Annotated in this window: 20 protein-coding genes and 1 pseudogene; 18 read left to right on the forward strand and 3 right to left on the reverse strand. The window is 35.9% G+C overall.

What is annotated here, in order from left to right; translation table 11 throughout:
* The first annotated feature begins 59 nt into the window (after positions 1-59).
* From MKY49_RS11360 to MKY49_RS11375, 4 genes are all read left to right on the forward strand, one after another.
* Positions 60-800, forward strand: coding sequence for a glycosyltransferase (locus MKY49_RS11360; protein WP_274793136.1), 741 nt, complete (start codon positions 60-62; stop codon positions 798-800).
* Between the two features lie 164 nt (positions 801-964).
* Positions 965-1,951 (forward strand): serine hydrolase domain-containing protein, encoded by a 987-nt coding sequence (locus tag MKY49_RS11365; protein ID WP_341386926.1) that lies wholly within the window; start codon positions 965-967, stop codon positions 1,949-1,951.
* A gap of 257 nt (positions 1,952-2,208) precedes the next feature.
* Complete coding sequence (locus MKY49_RS11370) at positions 2,209-3,720, forward strand: MFS transporter (protein WP_322605146.1); 1,512 nt, start codon at positions 2,209-2,211, stop codon at positions 3,718-3,720.
* Positions 3,721-3,877: 157 nt separating this feature from the next.
* On the forward strand, positions 3,878-4,375 hold the full coding sequence (locus MKY49_RS11375; protein ID WP_341386927.1) for a DinB family protein: 498 nt from the start codon (positions 3,878-3,880) through the stop codon (positions 4,373-4,375).
* A 165-nt stretch (positions 4,376-4,540) separates the two neighbouring features.
* Here MKY49_RS11375 and MKY49_RS11380 read toward each other — a convergent pair whose 3' ends face one another.
* Entirely contained in the window at positions 4,541-5,308 is a 768-nt protein-coding gene (locus MKY49_RS11380; protein ID WP_341386261.1) for a sulfite exporter TauE/SafE family protein, read from the reverse strand.
* Positions 5,309-5,413: 105 nt separating this feature from the next.
* Between MKY49_RS11380 and MKY49_RS11385 the strand changes: the two genes are divergently transcribed.
* Entirely contained in the window at positions 5,414-6,298 is an 885-nt protein-coding gene (locus MKY49_RS11385; RefSeq protein WP_341386262.1) for a LysR family transcriptional regulator, read from the forward strand.
* A gap of 152 nt (positions 6,299-6,450) precedes the next feature.
* Here MKY49_RS11385 and MKY49_RS11390 read toward each other — a convergent pair whose 3' ends face one another.
* Positions 6,451-6,957, reverse strand: a complete 507-nt coding sequence (locus MKY49_RS11390; RefSeq protein WP_341386263.1) for a helix-turn-helix domain-containing protein — start codon at positions 6,955-6,957, stop codon at positions 6,451-6,453.
* A gap of 167 nt (positions 6,958-7,124) precedes the next feature.
* Between MKY49_RS11390 and MKY49_RS11395 the strand changes: the two genes are divergently transcribed.
* The 6 genes from MKY49_RS11395 to MKY49_RS11420 all read left to right on the forward strand — a co-directional run bounded on the left by MKY49_RS11395 (position 7,125) and on the right by MKY49_RS11420 (position 12,542).
* Complete coding sequence (locus tag MKY49_RS11395) at positions 7,125-8,465, forward strand: MFS transporter (RefSeq protein ID WP_341386264.1); 1,341 nt, start codon at positions 7,125-7,127, stop codon at positions 8,463-8,465.
* A gap of 30 nt (positions 8,466-8,495) precedes the next feature.
* On the forward strand, positions 8,496-9,479 hold the full coding sequence (locus MKY49_RS11400; protein WP_274797326.1) for an ornithine cyclodeaminase family protein: 984 nt from the start codon (positions 8,496-8,498) through the stop codon (positions 9,477-9,479).
* An 84-nt stretch (positions 9,480-9,563) separates the two neighbouring features.
* Complete coding sequence (locus MKY49_RS11405; RefSeq protein WP_274793142.1) at positions 9,564-10,055, forward strand: DinB family protein; 492 nt, start codon at positions 9,564-9,566, stop codon at positions 10,053-10,055.
* A 157-nt stretch (positions 10,056-10,212) separates the two neighbouring features.
* Positions 10,213-10,686, forward strand: a complete 474-nt coding sequence (locus MKY49_RS11410; protein WP_274793143.1) for a DUF3291 domain-containing protein — start codon at positions 10,213-10,215, stop codon at positions 10,684-10,686.
* Between the two features lie 123 nt (positions 10,687-10,809).
* Entirely contained in the window at positions 10,810-11,658 is an 849-nt protein-coding gene (locus tag MKY49_RS11415; protein ID WP_274793144.1) for a hypothetical protein, read from the forward strand.
* Between the two features lie 128 nt (positions 11,659-11,786).
* On the forward strand, positions 11,787-12,542 hold the full coding sequence (locus MKY49_RS11420; RefSeq protein WP_274793145.1) for a class I SAM-dependent methyltransferase: 756 nt from the start codon (positions 11,787-11,789) through the stop codon (positions 12,540-12,542).
* A gap of 70 nt (positions 12,543-12,612) precedes the next feature.
* On the opposite strand, the gene MKY49_RS11425 is transcribed toward MKY49_RS11420, so the two are convergent.
* The gene (locus tag MKY49_RS11425) at positions 12,613-12,762 is read right to left on the reverse strand and encodes a hypothetical protein (RefSeq protein WP_197278953.1); all 150 of its coding nucleotides are present in this window, start codon (positions 12,760-12,762) and stop codon (positions 12,613-12,615) included.
* Between the two features lie 60 nt (positions 12,763-12,822).
* Between MKY49_RS11425 and MKY49_RS11430 the strand changes: the two are divergent.
* The 7 genes and pseudogenes from MKY49_RS11430 to MKY49_RS11460 form a co-directional block, all read left to right on the forward strand.
* A pseudogene (locus MKY49_RS11430) lies at positions 12,823-13,002 on the forward strand (DUF3885 domain-containing protein); the annotation flags it as partial.
* 224 nt (positions 13,003-13,226) lie between these two features.
* Positions 13,227-13,553 (forward strand): ArsR/SmtB family transcription factor, encoded by a 327-nt coding sequence (locus MKY49_RS11435; RefSeq protein ID WP_274793146.1) that lies wholly within the window; start codon positions 13,227-13,229, stop codon positions 13,551-13,553.
* Positions 13,546-14,601 carry an ACR3 family arsenite efflux transporter gene (arsB, locus tag MKY49_RS11440; protein WP_274793147.1) on the forward strand — a complete coding sequence of 352 codons (1,056 nt, stop codon included), beginning with the start codon at positions 13,546-13,548 and terminating at the stop codon, positions 14,599-14,601. Before MKY49_RS11435 ends, arsB begins: the two co-directional genes overlap by 8 nt.
* Positions 14,602-14,612: 11 nt before the next feature.
* Positions 14,613-15,044, forward strand: a complete 432-nt coding sequence (gene arsC / locus MKY49_RS11445) for an arsenate reductase (thioredoxin) (RefSeq protein ID WP_341386265.1) — start codon at positions 14,613-14,615, stop codon at positions 15,042-15,044.
* A 34-nt stretch (positions 15,045-15,078) separates the two neighbouring features.
* On the forward strand, positions 15,079-15,285 hold the full coding sequence (locus tag MKY49_RS11450) for a hypothetical protein (protein WP_274793149.1): 207 nt from the start codon (positions 15,079-15,081) through the stop codon (positions 15,283-15,285).
* 100 nt (positions 15,286-15,385) lie between these two features.
* A complete protein-coding gene (locus MKY49_RS11455) occupies positions 15,386-16,741 on the forward strand; it encodes an NAD(P)-binding domain-containing protein (protein ID WP_274797327.1) in 1,356 nt (451 codons plus the stop codon).
* A gap of 56 nt (positions 16,742-16,797) precedes the next feature.
* Positions 16,798-17,292, forward strand: a complete 495-nt coding sequence (locus tag MKY49_RS11460) for a GNAT family N-acetyltransferase (RefSeq protein ID WP_274793150.1) — start codon at positions 16,798-16,800, stop codon at positions 17,290-17,292.
* Positions 17,293-17,334: the final 42 nt, after the last annotated feature.

The raw sequence follows: 17,334 nt of genomic DNA on the forward strand, positions 1-17,334 counted from the left end.
AATTAATTAAGAGCATCTAAAACAGCTAGAAAAGGTTTTATGAAGGGGGATTAGAATATATGAATGTTATGGAAAAAGAGGATTTAAAAATTTCTATTATCATACCTGCCCATAATGAAGAAAAGTATATTGGAAAATGTTTAGAATCTGTTTCAAGAGCCTCTAAATTATGTAAAAATCAAGTTGAAATCATTGTTGTGTTAAATCGATGTACAGACCGAACGGAAGAAATTGCAAAATCGTATGATTGTATCATTGTAAAGAATAATGATAAAAACCTTTCGAAAATTAGAAACGCAGGTGTTGAAATAGCTAGCGGTGAAATAATCGTAACAATTGATGCAGATACCCAGATGAATGAACATGTGTTGTCTAAGGCACAGGAGAACTTAATTTCAGGGAAATACATTGGCGGCGGGGTTACAGGGAAATTTGAAAGAATGTCTTTAGGAATTTTTGTTTCCACTTTGTTATTAATTGGACCACTATTGTTTAAATATGGAGCCATTTCTGTGGGAATCTTTTGGTGCTATAAAAAGGATTTTCAATCAATCAACGGATTTAATGAAAATATGCTAATGGCAGAAGATGCAGATTTCGCTAAACGATTAAAAGTGTGGGGAAAAAAGAACGGGAAGAAATATGGGACAATTCAAAACGGGATGCTCACTTCTACAAGAAAGTTTGATAAACATGGAGACTGGGTTTTACTGAAACGGCCGAAAATGATCCTAGCCTATCTTAAAGGAACAGACCAGAAATATGCGGATGAAGCCTATTATGAAAATCAAGATAGATAAAAATAAAAGCGGTAACGACTTCATTAAGAAAAGAATTCATTTTGTCTTTCCAAAATTAAATCGAATAAAGAAAAGCATTGAAAAACATTTTATAGTAAATTATTCTAATTACATCAATATTGATCAATCATTTTGAAAGGAATGAATTGATATCTTTGACGTCAATGTATCAATACCAAAAGATAAAAATGAATAATAATCCTATTTCTAACTTTGAGGCTACCATAAAAAAGGAATATGCCAATATAGCAGGTATTGCGATTAGAAAAGATGGTCATTTGATTTATGAGACATATTTTGATGGATACACTAAAGATGATGTATTGCATATAGCCTCTGTAACAAAAAGTATTATATCTATTCTTATTGGTATGGCAATAGACAAAGGATATATTAACAATGTAGAGCAAAAGGTTTTAGAATTTTTTCCAGATTATACAGTGAAGCGTGGCGAAAAAACAATTCAAATAGTCACGATAAAAGACTTGCTGACTATGACTGCACCGTATAAATACAAGTCAGAGCCCTATACAAAAGTTTACTCAAGTGATGACTGGGTAAAAGCTACATTAGATTTACTTGGAGGCAGAGGACATATTGGGGAGTTTAAATACTCAACCGTTGGCGCACATATTTTATCGGGTGTTCTTACAAATGCTACTGGTCAATCTGTCAAGGACTTCGCTATAGAGAGCTTATTTAAACCTCTCAACATTACAGCTCCTCAACATACGTTTTTACGAAATAAAGAAGAACATTTCGCTTTTCTTAAAGATCAATATGTAACGGGTTGGGTAGTGGATCCTTCAGGTGTAAACACTGCTGGTTGGGGGCTTACTTTAACGCCACGTGATATGGCGAAAATAGGTCAGTTGTATTTAAATAGTGGTGTATGGGGCAACTCGCAAATCCTTTCTTCCAAATGGATAGAGGACAGCACAAAGGAAAAAAGTCGATTCGGAGAGTTGTCATATGGATACATGTGGTGGATAGTTGATGATGATTGCTATGCAGCACTGGGTGACGGAGGAAATGTCATTTTCAACAACCCCAATAAAAAAATGGTCGTTACGATTGCGTCTCGCTTTATACCACGTGCCAAAGATCGAATTGAATTGATTAGAAAGCATATTTTGCCATTGTTTGGTTAGAGTCAAGGGATGGCGAAGGATATAAGAAAAATAAGATATAGAGATCCATTTTTTATTAGCCATCTGAATTTGATCAGATGGCTTTATTTATTTCCCTATTGGTCGCAATAATTCTTAAAACTTGAATCATTGAAGAAACTCAAGTTGATCATTGACTAAGCTTAACTTCCGGTAATTATTGAAAAGACAGATAAATAATAAATTATATTTTGGTTAGTTTAAGATTAGATCAATTAATCAACAAGGAGGGTTTTCGATTGGCTTCTAACAAAAATGATAATAGCCCAAAATTACAAAGAAAATCGAAACCAAAGTTGAAAAAAGAAGAAATTACCGTTGTTGACTCAAAATCTGCACGTAAAGCTGTAGTCGCGACGGCTGTTGGTAATGGAATGGAATGGTTTGATTTTGGGATATACTCTTATCTTGCAGCTACAATTGGACAAGTATTTTTCCCTGAAGTAAGTGGCCCTATGCAATTAGTTTATTCTTTTGCGACATTTGCTGTTGCCTTTATTGCTCGACCTATTGGTGGCATTTTCTTTGGTATGCTTGGGGACCGCCTAGGCCGTAAAAAAGTTTTAGCTATAACCTTAATCATGATGGCTCTAGCCACATTAAGTATTGGCTTGATCCCTAGCTATGCGTCTATTGGCTCTACTGCCACAATTATTTTACTCATTGCTCGCTTAATTCAAGGATTTTCGTCTGGTGGAGAATATTCAGGTGCTATGACGTTTATTGCTGAGTCTACTCCAGATAAGAAAAGAGGATTTATGTCAAGTGGTCTTGAGGTCGGCACCTTAGTTGGCTATATCGCAGGCGCAAGTCTTGTTACGTTACTTACGTTTATGTTAGGGGAGGAAACGATGCTAGCATGGGGTTGGCGAATTCCGTTTCTTTTATCTGCCCCTATTGGTTTAATCGGCTTTTATTTACGGAATAATTTAGAAGAAACGCCTGTTTTTGAAGCGATGCAGGAAAAAAAATCTGACGATGAAGATCATATATCCGTTAAGCACATTTTACAGTTCCACTGGAGAGCAATCCTTATAGGTATGTTTGTTGTATTCTTTTATATCGTTGTAAACTATACCATTTTATCTTATATGCCTTCACACTTAACCGTTGTACTTGGTTATGGAGAAGCAGAAGGACTATTATTAATTGTTATTGCCATGATTATTATGATTCCGATTGTTTTGTTAATGGGGTATTTTAGTGACCGGATTGGAGCAAAAAAGATCATTCAAGGCGGTTTAATTGGTTTGATTATTTTAAGTATCCCTTCGTTTAACTTAATTGGTAGTAATAACTCATTACTTGTCTTTCTAGGATTAATGATTCTTGCGGTATTTTCCTCCTCTTTCCAAGGAACCATGCCTGCATTATTGCCCTCACTATTTTTTACCAAAGTTCGGAATGGGGCATTAGCCATTACATTTAATATTTCTGCCTCCTTATTTGGTGGTACGACACCTTTACTTGTATCATGGTTAATTAGTAAAACAATGAATGAAATGGTACCAGCCTACTATCTAATATTTGCATCTGTTATCGGTATTATTGTTGTAACCATCTTCGTAAAAGAAACTTCAGGAAAAGCTCTTCGAGGTTCACCGCCAGCAGTTGCAGAGAAAGCTGAAATCAAAGAGATTTTAGAAGAACCTGAGGAAGCATTATGGTGGCATGACGAGAGGAAAGAGATTGAAGAACGTATTGAAGATCGTTTGGACATAAAAATAAATGAAGAAGAAAAAAATAATTGACTTTAAAGATAAAAACCATCATAACCAACATTCTAAAAGATTCCGTGTAGTGTTAAAGCATGGAATCTTTTTATTTTATATATCCTCCAACTAAAATGCGCAATTGCCTCTTGAATGGAATTTATAGTATGCTTAACCAAAAAGGAGGAGATACATGATGGTTAGACAATTGATCATTGGTGACGCTATGTATGAACTAGCTACAACGCGTCGAATTTTAGACTGTTTGCCCGATGAGCATATGACATGGAGGCCTCATGATAAATCGATGACGCTCGGCGGACTGGCCACCCACTTAATCAACCTGCTGAACTGGCAAGTGGCAATTTTTCAGCACACCGAGTTTGATCTCTCAACGGTGCCGCTTCGTCGAGAGGCATTAGAAAATCGCTCTGACATTCTAGTTGAGTTTGATGCAAACGTCGGCAAAATAGACAAGCTACTAGCCGATTGTGACGAGAAAACGCTCGGTGAAGAATGGACTCTACGCCATGGCGAGCAAATCATCCGCCGTGAACCACGAGCGCTTGCCTTCCGTACCTTCGGCTTAAGCCATATGATCCATCACCGTGCGCAGCTGGGGGTATACTTACGACTTCTCAACATTCCAGTGCCAGGTATGTACGGCCCTTCTGCAGATGAGGAAGCTCAATAATCTAAAAACCTAAAGTGTGAGGACGTATATAAGGTAACTTGGACAAGTATCACGAGTAAACAAAAATTGTTCTAAAAATAAAGCTGTTTTAACTATCTTATTTTCTAGATCAGGTGCTCATTATAAGTGAGCATCTGTTTTTATACTGAATTGCTTACATGTTAGTTATTTTATTAAATCCGTTACAATCTGAACAATTAGCAAAAAAAAGATAATTGGTAATATAAGGTGAACCCACTTTATTTTAATATAAGGAATAATCTTTAAACCTAAGAAAGAGCCAACAATTGAGCCCATTGAAACAGGAATCGCTATGCCCCAATTAACAATGCCAGTAAAGTAATAAAAGAGAAAGGCACCTGTACAGCTTGAAAACGAGATAATTCTTGTTAATTCAACTGCTTTTACATAGTTATATTGTTTTTTCAAGAAATAGGTTATATTCATAAGAGCTGAGCCTGGTCCAAAACCACCGTCATAGATTGAAATCGCAAACGGAATGAGTTTATTAGTCACTTGTTCCTGTGTTTCTTTTATTTCTTTAACAATGAATGTACTACTGCGAATAACAATAATAAATCCCAAAATTAAGCTTATACAAGCTATCACATTCATAATTTGCTCCGATAATAGAAGGGCTAAAAACGCACCAAACACCCCTCCTAAACTCGAAAAAAATAATAAAGACGAGTATTGTTTTAAAGATACCTGTCCTTTTATGACAAACGTAACGACATTGGATAGAGCTGAAATTCCTGTCGCAAATTTATTAACAGCAATCGTGGTATGAATTGGAATGCCAATAAGTAACATCGAAGGCATTAAAATAAAGCCAGCAGCACCAAAAAGAACGCCAATTATTGCCGCAAGTAACCCAATTGTAAATAAAATAAAACCCTTTGCTGATACCCATTCTTGTAATAAAATTTCCACTTAAATCACCTCTATCCTTAAATTACTGTTAAACTATATATAAAACAAATATATAATAATTGTTTATTCATAAATTTTATTTATGAATAGGGAGGGGTGATTAAAATGAATTTGCATGCATTAAGAATATTTACGAATGTGGCAAAGCTTGGTGGAATTACTGCAGCAGCGAATAGTATGCTACTTAGTCAACCTGCTGTTACGATTCAAATTCGGAAATTAGAGAATGAAATTGGAACAAAATTAATTGAAGGCAAAGGACGAGGGATTCAGTTAACTCCAGAGGGGAGGTTTTTATACGAGCAGGGAATGCGTTTATTTTATTTAGAAGGACAAATCGATGAAAAACTCGCTAAATTTTTAGCAAAGGAAGACAAAATACATATAGCTTCTTCTTACATTCCAACTAATTATATACTGCCGCCTTATATAGCACAGTATAAGCTTGCGAATCCTCACATTGAATGTATTGTATCGTTAGGTAATGTAAAATCTGTTGAGGAACAGGTTCTGAATTATGAGGTAGATATTGGTTTTGTCGTTCAAAGCAATATTGGTCATAATGATCTTCAATTTGAAAAGATTTTAGATATCCCGTTCTGGTTTATTGTCCACCCATCACATTCTTTAGCAAATCAATCCGTTGCCATTTCCGAACTATCGATCGAAGACTTTATTTATCGGGAGCGTGGTAGCTCGACATTAGATTTACTGGAGTCAGTATTTTACACGTTTAATGCGCCATTACCTAAGTTTGGACTTCAAATGCAGGGCTTGCATGAATCGATTAAAGTTGTGGAAGCAGGATACGGTATGACTTTAGCACCCTCCTATAGTGTGATAGACAATATAACAAATGGAAAACTGGCTCGAGTATTTGTTGAGCAGGTAAATATCCAACAAAGTTTATTTATCTGTACACGCAAATCAGAAATAGCAGAGCATCCATTTATTCAATATTTAAAAGCTCATTTAGACAGGTTAAAGTAATCAACAATATAGAACTAGCATTTAGGGCATGCTAACTTCTCGATTATTGATTACTTCAGTTTAACAGTTCATAGGTGAGAGGAACTAGCTATTATTAATGGTTTAGAGCCATGCTACACATTACATGTAGCATGGCTCTTTATAAGTCATTTTTATTGTGAAGAAACAAGTAGGAACTTGACAGGTTTCTCTTGATAGTTGTACCAGTAATGCGTTTTTCTAGCATCAAACATTTTAGACTCGTTTTCTTGCAAAACAAATTTTTGCTCCTCAATAATAATGGTCAGTTCTCCTTCTACAACATAGATAAATTCATAACCGTCATGGGAAAGAGCGTTTCCTTCATTTTCTCCAGCCTTTAATGTCACAAGCATGGGGAGATAGGAAGCATCTATATTCCCATCTGATAAGTCTAAATAATGGAATTGGGAACGTATTTCATGTAATTCTTCATTGTTAGTAGGGAAAAAAATACTTGGATTTACACCTAAAGCATCTGCAATTTTCTTCAAAGAGTCTAATGTTACATTAGATTTTCCTCTTTCCACCTGTGATAAGAAGCTAATAGAAACTCCTGTTTGAGTGGCAAGCATTTTTAATGTATATTGTCTTTCTTTGCGTATTCTTTTCAATGTCTCTCCTAGAAAATCTGATGTCATCATATCAAACCCCTTTATTGATTATACTATTTTATTCTATACACGTTTTAATAGAAAGCATAATAAAAAAGTAATTTCTATTATTGACAGAGAATTCGGGTAATTGTAAAGTAATAACAAGAATAAATTGAAGTACCACTTCAATTTCAAACAAAGGGGGAAAATAGATGGATGGAAAACAAATGAGAAAGATTTGGATTGCTAGTTTGGTAGGGAGTTCCATTGAATGGTTCGATTATTTTTTGTATGGCACAGTTGCGGCACTCGTTTTTAATCAAGTGTTTTTTGTTAATGATGATCCTACAGTTGGTTTGTTACTTGCTTACGCATCCTTTGCTTTATCGTTCTTTATTAGACCGTTTGGTGGAGTTATTTTCAGTCATATTGGAGATAAGATTGGCCGTAAAAAAACACTCGTATTAACGCTGAGTTTGATGGGGATTGCTACCTTTGGGATGGGATTACTTCCTACATATCAAGCTATTGGCATTTGGGCTCCCATATTATTGATTACTTTACGATTAGTACAAGGATTAGGTATTGGTGGAGAATGGGGAGGAGCTCTTTTACTTGCTGTCGAATATGCTCCAAAGGAAAAGAGAGGATTATATGGAGCTATACCACAAATGGGTGTAACGATTGGTATGGTGTTAGGAACTGTTGCATTGTCTATAATGACTTTACTTCCTGAAGGATCCTTTATGTCATGGGGATGGCGTATACCATTTTTAATAAGTGCATTTTTAGTTTTATTTGGTTTATGGATTCGTAAAGGGATTGATGAGACACCATCATTTAAAAAGGTGCAAGAATCAGGTGACATTCCTAAACTACCTATTATAGAAACATTGAAAAACTATTGGCGTGAAGTCTTAATTGCAATTGGAGCGAAGGTTGTTGAAACAGCACCTTTCTATATTTTTGGAACATTTGTTGTATCCTATGCAACATCAAATTTAGGTTTCTCAAGAACTGTCACTCTAAATGCCGTCATGATTGCCACAATCATTACGACCATTTTAATTCCTATAATGGGAAGCTTGTCTGATAAATATGGACGCAAAAAGTTATACATTATTGGAACGGTTGGCATGATACTCTTTGCATTCCCTTATTTTTGGATGTTACAGCAACAATCCGCGATATTACTTGTAGTAGCCACAATCATCGGTCTAGGCATTATTTGGTCGCCAATTACGGCCGTGCTAGGGACAATGTTTTCAGAAATTTTTGACGCAAAAATTCGTTACACAGGGATTACACTTGGTTACCAAATTGGTGCAGCTGTAGCAGGGGGAACGGCTCCTTTAGTAGCAACAGCTCTATTAGTTCAATTTGATAATTCCTATATACCAATTGCTTTATATATTATTTTTACAGCAATCGTATCACTAATTGCCATTTGGGCTGTTAAAGATCGTAGTCAAGAGAATTTAGACAACGACATTCAAAGAGAATCGAAATTAAGTGATACGAAAAAAATCCCAGTTGGGACTATGAAGTCGTGATGACAGACGATTTAATGGAGGATATGGATGATGTTGATATTAAACGAAGAACAGATTATGAAGAGCTACAATATGAAAAATGCGATAGAGGATGTTAGGAAAGTATTAAAAGCAAAAGAAGAAAATAAAATTGCCGACGTGCATCGAACTGTCATAGATTTTCCAGATCATGATGCATCGGCACTCTATATGCCAAGTGCAGACTTAGTGAGTGAAGTTGCCGCTGTAAAAGTAGTGACCATTTTTCCTAAAAATTCTCCAAAGGGGATGCCCACAACGCAAGGAGTTTTATTACTTACAGATGCAGAGAATGGTTCCCATGTGGCTATGATGAATGCCTCTTATCTAACTCGACTAAGAACTGGAGCTTTAAGTGGGATTGCTACAGATTATTTATCAAAAAAGGATGCGACAATTCTAACAGTAATTGGAACAGGTGGGATGGCTTTTGAGCAAGTACTAGGCGTACTAGCTGTAAGATCTATCACTAAAATTCTACTTGTTAATAAAACAACCTCTAAAGCACATCGTTTTGGTGAGAAATTAAAAGAATATGGAGTGAAAATCCCTTTTGAGGTCATAGATGAAGTATCAGTGGCAGTCAAGCAAGCAGATATTATTTGCTGTGCTACAAGATCAACAAGTGCCGTTTTAGATGGAGAATATTTAAAGCCAGGAACTCATATTAATGGTATAGGATCCTATTTACCAACTATGCGTGAAATAGATGAGACCACTATTTTGAAAGCTAATAAAATTGTAGTAGATGATCATAATGGCGTAAAAAATGAAGCTGGTGAATTTATTCATGCAGCAGAAAAAGGTATTTGGTCTTTCGACAAGATATATTGTGACCTTGGTAAACTTGTCACAGAGACTAAGAATGGTAGAGAGGACGAAGAGGAGATTACCATTTTTAAATCGGTAGGTGCAGCTTACTATGATTTAGCAGTCGCGAAAGGCGTATATCAAAAAGCAAAAGAACTAGGAATTGGCATAGAAATTGATATGTAATACTAATGACAATATGAACATTAGCAGAAGAAATAAAAGGGCTGTATTTACAAAGGAGACAGGATCAAATAGGAGGAATTGAAAATGGTTGCCAAAACATTGCTGTTACGACAATGGACAAGCTGTTTAGATGAAGAAGACTGGTTTCCATCACTTGAAAAAGTGCTAGAGGATATTACTTTAGAACAGGCCATTTGGAAGCCTGCTGAAGGGGCAACGAATTCCATTTGGGAAATAGTTTGTCATCTACTTTTCTATAAAAAGAGATTTCTCACGAGGATTCTTGGTGATAAAGAAAATGAACCACAGGCAGAAAATAATGACGCTACCTTTCAATTACCAACTGTGACGTGGCAAAATTGGGAGGAAACCAAACAGGAATATTTGTATGTCCATCGGGAACTAGAAAAAATACTGGCAAAACCAGAATATGAAGCATTGTACAAAGAAATCCCTGAAGATCGATCATTAGTAATTGAACTGAAGAGTTTAGTAATGCACGACGCCTATCATATTGGGCAAATTGTATTTTTAAGTAAAATGCAAGGAGTTTGGCCAGAGAAGCGTAGCTTTTAAAAAATCTTATATAAAAAATGGGAACATCCAAATCGGTTGTTCCCATTTTTTATAGTTGAAACAGCAATAATATGAGACCAATGAGTTAGTAAAAAAAGGGATTTACAGACCTTTACTTGAATATATCTATAGAAAGACGATAGATGGAGGGCTATTTATGGCATTCGTTGCGATTTATACTATTGGAAGGCTAAATCATCCCTATGACCACCCTAGCTCTCGAGAATTTTTTCAAGTAGGCAATGAAGTATACCGACAGGCAACAAAATCAGGCCTGATAGAGTCATTTTCACCTGAAGGAGTCGCTTTGCCTGAAGAAACCGTGAAGGGAAAAGGTTCTCCCATACTTACGCTAACCGTATGGAGAAATCCTCAATCCTTATATCACTTCACCTATTCAGGACAGCATAAACAAGCGTTACAAGACAAAAGTAAATGGATCGAGCCTTATCCAGAAAAACACCTTTCCTATGTAGTTTGGTGGACAGAAAAGGTGGATGATGTCTCTTGGATTGAGGCATTTAAGAGATACAACTATTATATCCAGCATGGTTCTACTGCGTTTGCCTTTGATTTTAAGCAACCCTTTGATGAAAAGGGAGATAGGTTCTCTTTAATGGAGGAATTTTAGGCTGGGTAAACATTTTAAAAACCTGTTTTTAAACATTCTTTGGCTAAGCGTGATTTCGGATGTATTAATTTTCTAAATACGTTCATAATGGAAGGACGATATTTAGTGAAAAGAGGACAGATATTGAAAAAAATAATACTTTTTACCTTACTGTCACTTCCATTCGTTAACTTTTGTTTGATATCTGTGTACGCGAATGAAAACGAGAACAATGACCTAATTAAAATTGTTCAGGCATTTAAGCCTTTAAACTCTGTACTAATAAGTCCCGAAAAACCTTTCTCTACTTACCCAATCCAACTTTATGATTTTAATAAAGATGGGCAAAAAGAGATCATTTTTACTTTTGAAATAAAAGCAATTGAACAACCTTCCCCTTCACAGTACGGAACAATGGTCTTAAAAAAGGACAACGGAATTTGGAGAAAAGTATGGGAAACCAAAGTTAAGGGAGTGGCTTTAAATTTTTCGGGATTGGTAGATATTACTGGTGATGGAACAAAAGAATATTTATTTGGTGTTACAAATGGTGCGGCCATAGGAAGTGAACTCGGAATTTTCAAATGGGCTGGAGAATCATTTGAGAAGATTACTAATATTCCTTATCATAAAATGGACATCATACATGTAGATCAAAAGGTTGGTATAGCAATTTGGCAAATGTATATAGGAGATAGTTATTTAGTGAATGTCCTAAATTGGAATGGTGAAAAGCTAGTTAATGATGAAGCTTTATTCAACCATTATTACCCGAAAATTGAAACGTTTTATCAAAATAAAATCACAAAAATGGACGCCTGGTTTTACTGGTATTGTCTTGCAGATGCCCAAATTAAAGCAAATAAATTAGAAGATGCCTCTACATCTATTCAAAAGGGGATATCACTTGCTAAAAAACTATCCATGTCAGAAGCAGTTCAAGATTTTATTAATTTAACTGAATGCTTAAAAGCAAAAGAAAATAAACAATAGCAACTTCTCAATCAAATCCTTGCTACATGCAAGAAGTGTAGGAGTGGAGGCTTTATTATCAATAAGTGGTATTTGGAATTAACTATTTTTCTCCTATTCCAAAATATCGACAGGAAGAAGGTAGTACGATGAAAACAACAGAAAATTTTACAGATAAGGCTGATATATATGCGAAATATCGCCCTAGTTACCCAAAAGAATATATAGATTATTTGATTGCAGTAAATGAACTAAATGAGGATCGAATTGTTGCCGATATTGGCTCAGGTACAGGTATATTTAGCAGTCTACTACTTGAAAGAGGTCTACATGTTATTGGAGTTGAGCCGAATGATGATATGAGAATGAAGGCAGAGCAATCATTAAAAAAATATCCTCGTTTCGAATCCATAAAAGCAACTGCTGAACATACTACTTTAACAGGAAATAGTGTGGATTTAGTAACTGTTGCGCAGGCTTTTCATTGGTTTGATAAAAAAGCATTTAAAATAGAATGTCAACGAATAGGAAAACAAAAGTCAAAAGTTGCTCTTGTGTGGAATAGCAGGGATTTAACTAATCCAATTATTAAAGAGAATGCCGCAATTTGCCAAAAGACTTGTTCAAATTTCAACGGATTTAGTGGTGGAATGGAAGAAACACTAGAGGTATTTACTAGCTTTTTTAAGGATGGACAATATGAGTTTAAAAAATATGAAAATGAATTGCTTTTTGATTATGAAGGTTTCTTAGGAAGGAATTTATCAGCGTCCTATGCTCCGAAAAAAAACGACGGGGAATATCAAACTTTTGTTTTTCTTCTAACAGAGTTATTTGAAAAATACAGTAAGAATGGTAAAATTGTTCTCCCAAACATTACACGAAGCTATCTAGGCAATGTCTAGACATCAAAAGAGTTGATTCAAAAGGAAACCCCCAATACTCATTTTAAGTGAATATTGGGGGGAAGTATCACTAACGTTTATTTTCATTTTGAATGCGGCTAAAGTCTACTTCCTCAGCGAACTCTTCTCTGTTCGCACGCTCTCTGTTAGCATTTTGATTTTGATTCTGCTGTTTTTTGTTATCTTGAGTCTTATTATTTTTATGTTTGTTATTACCCATTATCATCTCACCTCCACTATTAGTGTGAGTGGAAGATGATTTTTTATCCGCAAAACTTACAGTATTATTCATAGGATTTATTTTTTAAATATCAAAAGGAAAACCATTTTTCACATTTACGATGATAGAGGATGTGGTTTACTCGCTACCTCGCCTGAATCAATACGAGACATTTATTTTACATACAATGATTGGATATTGGGTTACGACAAAGACAAAATAGATCAAGTGTTTAAATAAATGGTTATTGAACTATTCGGCACAACCACATTAATTGTATAGAAAGTAACACTTTGGAGAGTCTTTCCAATATGGAAGGCTCTCATTAAAATATTTGTTGCAAATCAAAACATAAAATCATAATATAAGAATATAGTTATATAATGATGAAGTCACCTTTCCTTATAAGGTGATTTTATTTAAACGAATATATAAGCAAATTGTTATATAAGGAGTGAAGATCCATGGAAAACACACAAATTGAAAAACAATTAAAAGCAGCAGCTGATTTGAATCGCATTAAATTACTTGCATGCATGAAAAATGGGGAGGTATGTGTATGCGATTTTGTAGATGTTCTAGGTATATCACAACCAGCAGTTAGTCAACATCTACGAAAATTAAAGGAGGCAGGCATTATTACGGAGCGAAAAGTAGGGACTTGGAAACATTACCGTTTAGTAGAGGATCAAACGCCACTGATGAAAGGTATTTTAGAACAAATTCAACCTTTAAACGGATGCAACTGTGGCACAGATTGTTGCCATGTGGGGGGAACTGATCATGAGTAATGAATCGTTAACCAAACAGCTTTCTTTTCTAGATCGTTTTCTAACCCTTTGGATATTTATTGCGATGGGAGTAGGTGTCGTATTAAGTATCACGATACCCGATGTCGGAGAAGCATTAGATTCCATGTCGATTGGCACAACGTCCATCCCCATTGCTATAGGGTTAATTGTCATGATGTACCCGCCTTTAGCAAAAGTAAAGTATGAGGAAATGTGGCGCGTATTTAAGGATTGGAAAGTGCTTTTGCTATCTCTTTTTCAAAACTGGTTACTCGGACCGTTCTTAATGTTCTTTTTAGCTATCATCTTCCTACACGATTATCCTGAATATATGGCTGGACTTATCATGATTGGTTTAGCTCGCTGTATTGCCATGGTCATTGTGTGGAATGATTTAGCACGTGGAGACCGGGAATATGTAGCTGGATTAGTTGCCTTTAACTCTATCTTTCAAATCGTGACGTATTCGATCTTTGCTTACTTTTTCTTAAATGTATTACCTGGTTGGTTTGGTTTAGAGAACTTCAATGTAACAATATCCATGTGGGAAATTACAAAGAGCGTACTTATTTACTTAGGTATCCCATTCGCTGCAGGATTCCTCACACGTTGGATAGGGATTAAAGTAAAAGGAAAACAGTGGTATGAGGAAAAGTTTCTACCGAAGATTTCACCGCTTACTTTAATCGCACTTTTATTCACGATTGTCATGATGTTTGCCTTAAAAGGTGAGCAATTAGTAGAACTGCCACTAGATGTAGTACGAATTGCTATTCCATTATTTATTTACTTTATCATCATGTTTGTTGTTTCATTCTTCTCTTCACGTAAAGCTGGCGCATCTTATCCTGTCACAGCAGCCCTATCTTTTACCGCTGCAAGTAACAACTTTGAGTTAGCGATTGCTGTAGCTGTCGGCGTATTTGGCTTGCATAGTGGAGTGGCATTCGCCGCAGTTATCGGTCCACTTGTAGAAGTACCTGTTCTCATCGGACTTGTATGGGTTGCCTTACGTTGGCAGAAAAAATACTTTAACACTATTAAATAGGGAGCAATATTATGACAAATACACTTTATTTTTTGTGTACAGGGAACTCATGCCGTAGTCAAATGGCAGAAGGGTGGGCAAAAAAATTACTACCACCTAATTGGACAGTAAAAAGTGCTGGTATTGAAGTACATGGCATAAATCCAAATGCCATTAAAGCGATGGCAGAGATAGGAGTTGATATTTCGGATCACACATCCGATTTAATTGATTTTGAGACATTGAACAATGCAACACTAGTTGTCACATTATGCGGGGATGCCGCTGAAAAATGCCCAATGACTCCACCACACGTTCGTCGTGAGCATTGGGGCTTTGAAGATCCAGCAAAAGCAGTAGGTACAGACGAAGAAAAATGGACTGTATTCCAAAATGTACGTGATGTGATTGGCAAACGCATTGAGCATTTTATAGCTGAGGAGTGTTTGGATACTCCCCACTGATTTCTTAAGCATCTGTTGAATGGAGGTTGCAAAAATGACAGTAAATCATGCTAGTGTATTAACTCAAGATTATTTTATCGCTTATTTAAAGTTAATTATGAATAGTAGAGAATTCACATTGAAACAGGCTAAAGAATTTGCTTTTGATTTCTTCTTTAAAGGAGATATGAATCGTTACGGCAATTCTACATGGTTGCAATTTGAAAAAGCAATAAAAGAAATTGGTGAAGCAATGTGTTAATTTTACAAGCAGAGTTTAAACGTCTAGCTAATTGCTAGACGTAAAAAATATATTATATATAAGGGAATGCTTATATAAAGAAAGTAGAGGAGTAATTATGATGAAAACACTTGAAATAATCAACCAAAATGAATCTTGTTGTAGTACTACGAAGGATATTGAAGTACAGGAGAGTGTTAATAACTCTAAAAAGAATTTACCGATTGTCATAATCGGGGCAGGTCCTATTGGATTAGCTGCAGCGGCTCATTTAGTGGAACAAAAGCAAGCCTTTCTTTTACTAGAGGCTGGGCGTGAAATAGCATACAATATTCGTACTTGGGGGCATGTTACATTATTTTCACCATGGCGATATAACATCAATAAAGCTGGTAGAGCTTTATTAAATGCCTCCGGTTGGATAGAACCTCATTTGGATACGTTACCGACAGGACATGAATTAATTGATCTTTATTTAAAGCCTTTGTCTGAGCACGAACAAATTAATCCTAACATTCAATTGAACGCAAAAGTAGTCGGGATTTCAAGACAATTGAATGACAAGATGAAGACAAAAAATCGAGTAGAGCAATCCTTTATTATTTATATTGAACAAGAGAATGACATCCGTATGATTGAGGCGAGAGCAGTTATTGATGCGACGGGTACATGGGGGAATCCAAACCCAGCAAATTCTACAGGTGTATGGCTTCAAAGTGAAAAAGCATTAGCAGATCACATTGAGTATGGTATCCCAGACATACATACAAATACGAAGCGATATGCCAATAAGAAGATTGCCGTTATTGGCGGTGGCCATTCGGCTATCAATACCTTATTAGCACTTGCGGAATTACAGGCAGAGAATCCTTCAACAAAGTTAGTGTGGATTATGCGTAAACACTCTGCAGAAGAGGTCTATGGTGGCGAGGAAAAAGATGCATTGGCTGCACGTGGCGCACTCGGTATTCGCATTCATGAATTAGTAGACACAGGGAAAGTTGAGGTAATAACACCTTTCTATATTTCACAGGTAAAGAAAGATGAGAACATCCATATTGTCGGTACAATAAATGGTGAACAGAAAATATTGACAGGATTTGAAGAGCTTATTGTCAATGCCGGAAATAGACCAGACCTTTCAATGAACAGCGAATTACGGCTTTCCATTGATTCAGCAACAGAAAGTGTGCATGCATTAGCACCACTAATCGATCCTAATGTTCATAGTTGTGGCACAGTAAGAGCACATGGAGAAGAAATTCTACGTCAACCAGAAAAGGACTTCTATATAGTCGGAGCTAAAAGTTATGGACGCGCACCAACCTTTTTAATGGCAACTGGCTATGAACAAGTTCGGTCCATAACAGCTTATTTATCAGGTAATTATGATGCTTCGAAACGTGTTGAATTGGAGTTACCTGAAACAGGGGTATGTGGTATTAATCTTGCTAAACAATCGAATTCATGTTGTTAAACATTTGGCTGTTAGCGAAAGCTAGCAGTCCTTTAAAATAATAAGGGGGAAATAGGATGGATACACTAGTTATTCGTAAAATGGAAAAGAATGATTTAATTGAGGTATTAAAGATTTATAAAGAAGGAATCGAAACAGGGATGGCCACCTTTGAAACCAATGTGCCAAGTGAACAGGTATGGGATGAAAGACATCATGAAACATTGCGCTTTGTAGCAGAGGAATACAATAGAGTTGTTGGTTGGATTGGCATTTCCCCCGTCTCTACACGCGTGGTTTATTCCGGAGTGGGAGAAGTCAGTGTTTACATATCAAATGACAGTAAAGGCAAAGGTATTGCTTCAAAGCTATTTAAAAGACTAATTGAAGAGAGTGAAAAGGAAGGGATTTGGACACTCCAATCATCAATCTTTGTCATTAATACAGCAAGCATTCATCTACATCAAAAGATGGGCTTTAGAGTTGTTGGAACGAGAGAAAAAATTGCTCAGTTAAATGGAGAATGGCATGATACCGTTATTATGGAAAAAAGATGTAAGGAGATAATTTAATGTGAGGGGAAATCCCAAGCATGAATAAAATAACATGCTTCC

It is taken from the genome of Lysinibacillus sp. FSL M8-0134 (assembly GCF_038069745.1).
Lineage (GTDB): Bacteria > Bacillota > Bacilli > Bacillales_A > Planococcaceae > Lysinibacillus > Lysinibacillus irui.

Excerpts from the sequence above, each read along its gene's own strand:
- MKY49_RS11410 (WP_274793143.1), top strand. The coding sequence starts at position 10,213 with ATGGCATTCGTTGCGATTTATACTATTGGAAGGCTAAATCATCCCTAT.
- MKY49_RS11365 (WP_341386926.1), top strand. The coding sequence starts at position 965 with ATGTATCAATACCAAAAGATAAAAATGAATAATAATCCTATTTCTAAC.
- MKY49_RS11390 (WP_341386263.1), bottom strand. The coding sequence starts at position 6,957 with ATGACATCAGATTTTCTAGGAGAGACATTGAAAAGAATACGCAAAGAA.
- MKY49_RS11450 (WP_274793149.1), top strand. The coding sequence starts at position 15,079 with ATGACAGTAAATCATGCTAGTGTATTAACTCAAGATTATTTTATCGCT.
- MKY49_RS11455 (WP_274797327.1), top strand. The coding sequence starts at position 15,386 with ATGAAAACACTTGAAATAATCAACCAAAATGAATCTTGTTGTAGTACT.
- MKY49_RS11375 (WP_341386927.1), top strand. The coding sequence starts at position 3,878 with ATGGTTAGACAATTGATCATTGGTGACGCTATGTATGAACTAGCTACA.
- MKY49_RS11385 (WP_341386262.1), top strand. The coding sequence starts at position 5,414 with ATGAATTTGCATGCATTAAGAATATTTACGAATGTGGCAAAGCTTGGT.
- arsC (WP_341386265.1), top strand. The coding sequence starts at position 14,613 with ATGACAAATACACTTTATTTTTTGTGTACAGGGAACTCATGCCGTAGT.
- MKY49_RS11360 (WP_274793136.1), top strand. The coding sequence starts at position 60 with ATGAATGTTATGGAAAAAGAGGATTTAAAAATTTCTATTATCATACCT.
- MKY49_RS11435 (WP_274793146.1), top strand. The coding sequence starts at position 13,227 with ATGGAAAACACACAAATTGAAAAACAATTAAAAGCAGCAGCTGATTTG.
- MKY49_RS11420 (WP_274793145.1), top strand. The coding sequence starts at position 11,787 with ATGAAAACAACAGAAAATTTTACAGATAAGGCTGATATATATGCGAAA.
- MKY49_RS11425 (WP_197278953.1), bottom strand. The coding sequence starts at position 12,762 with ATGGGTAATAACAAACATAAAAATAATAAGACTCAAGATAACAAAAAA.
- MKY49_RS11400 (WP_274797326.1), top strand. The coding sequence starts at position 8,496 with ATGTTGATATTAAACGAAGAACAGATTATGAAGAGCTACAATATGAAA.
- arsB (WP_274793147.1), top strand. The coding sequence starts at position 13,546 with ATGAGTAATGAATCGTTAACCAAACAGCTTTCTTTTCTAGATCGTTTT.
- MKY49_RS11405 (WP_274793142.1), top strand. The coding sequence starts at position 9,564 with ATGGTTGCCAAAACATTGCTGTTACGACAATGGACAAGCTGTTTAGAT.
- MKY49_RS11395 (WP_341386264.1), top strand. The coding sequence starts at position 7,125 with ATGGATGGAAAACAAATGAGAAAGATTTGGATTGCTAGTTTGGTAGGG.
- MKY49_RS11460 (WP_274793150.1), top strand. The coding sequence starts at position 16,798 with ATGGATACACTAGTTATTCGTAAAATGGAAAAGAATGATTTAATTGAG.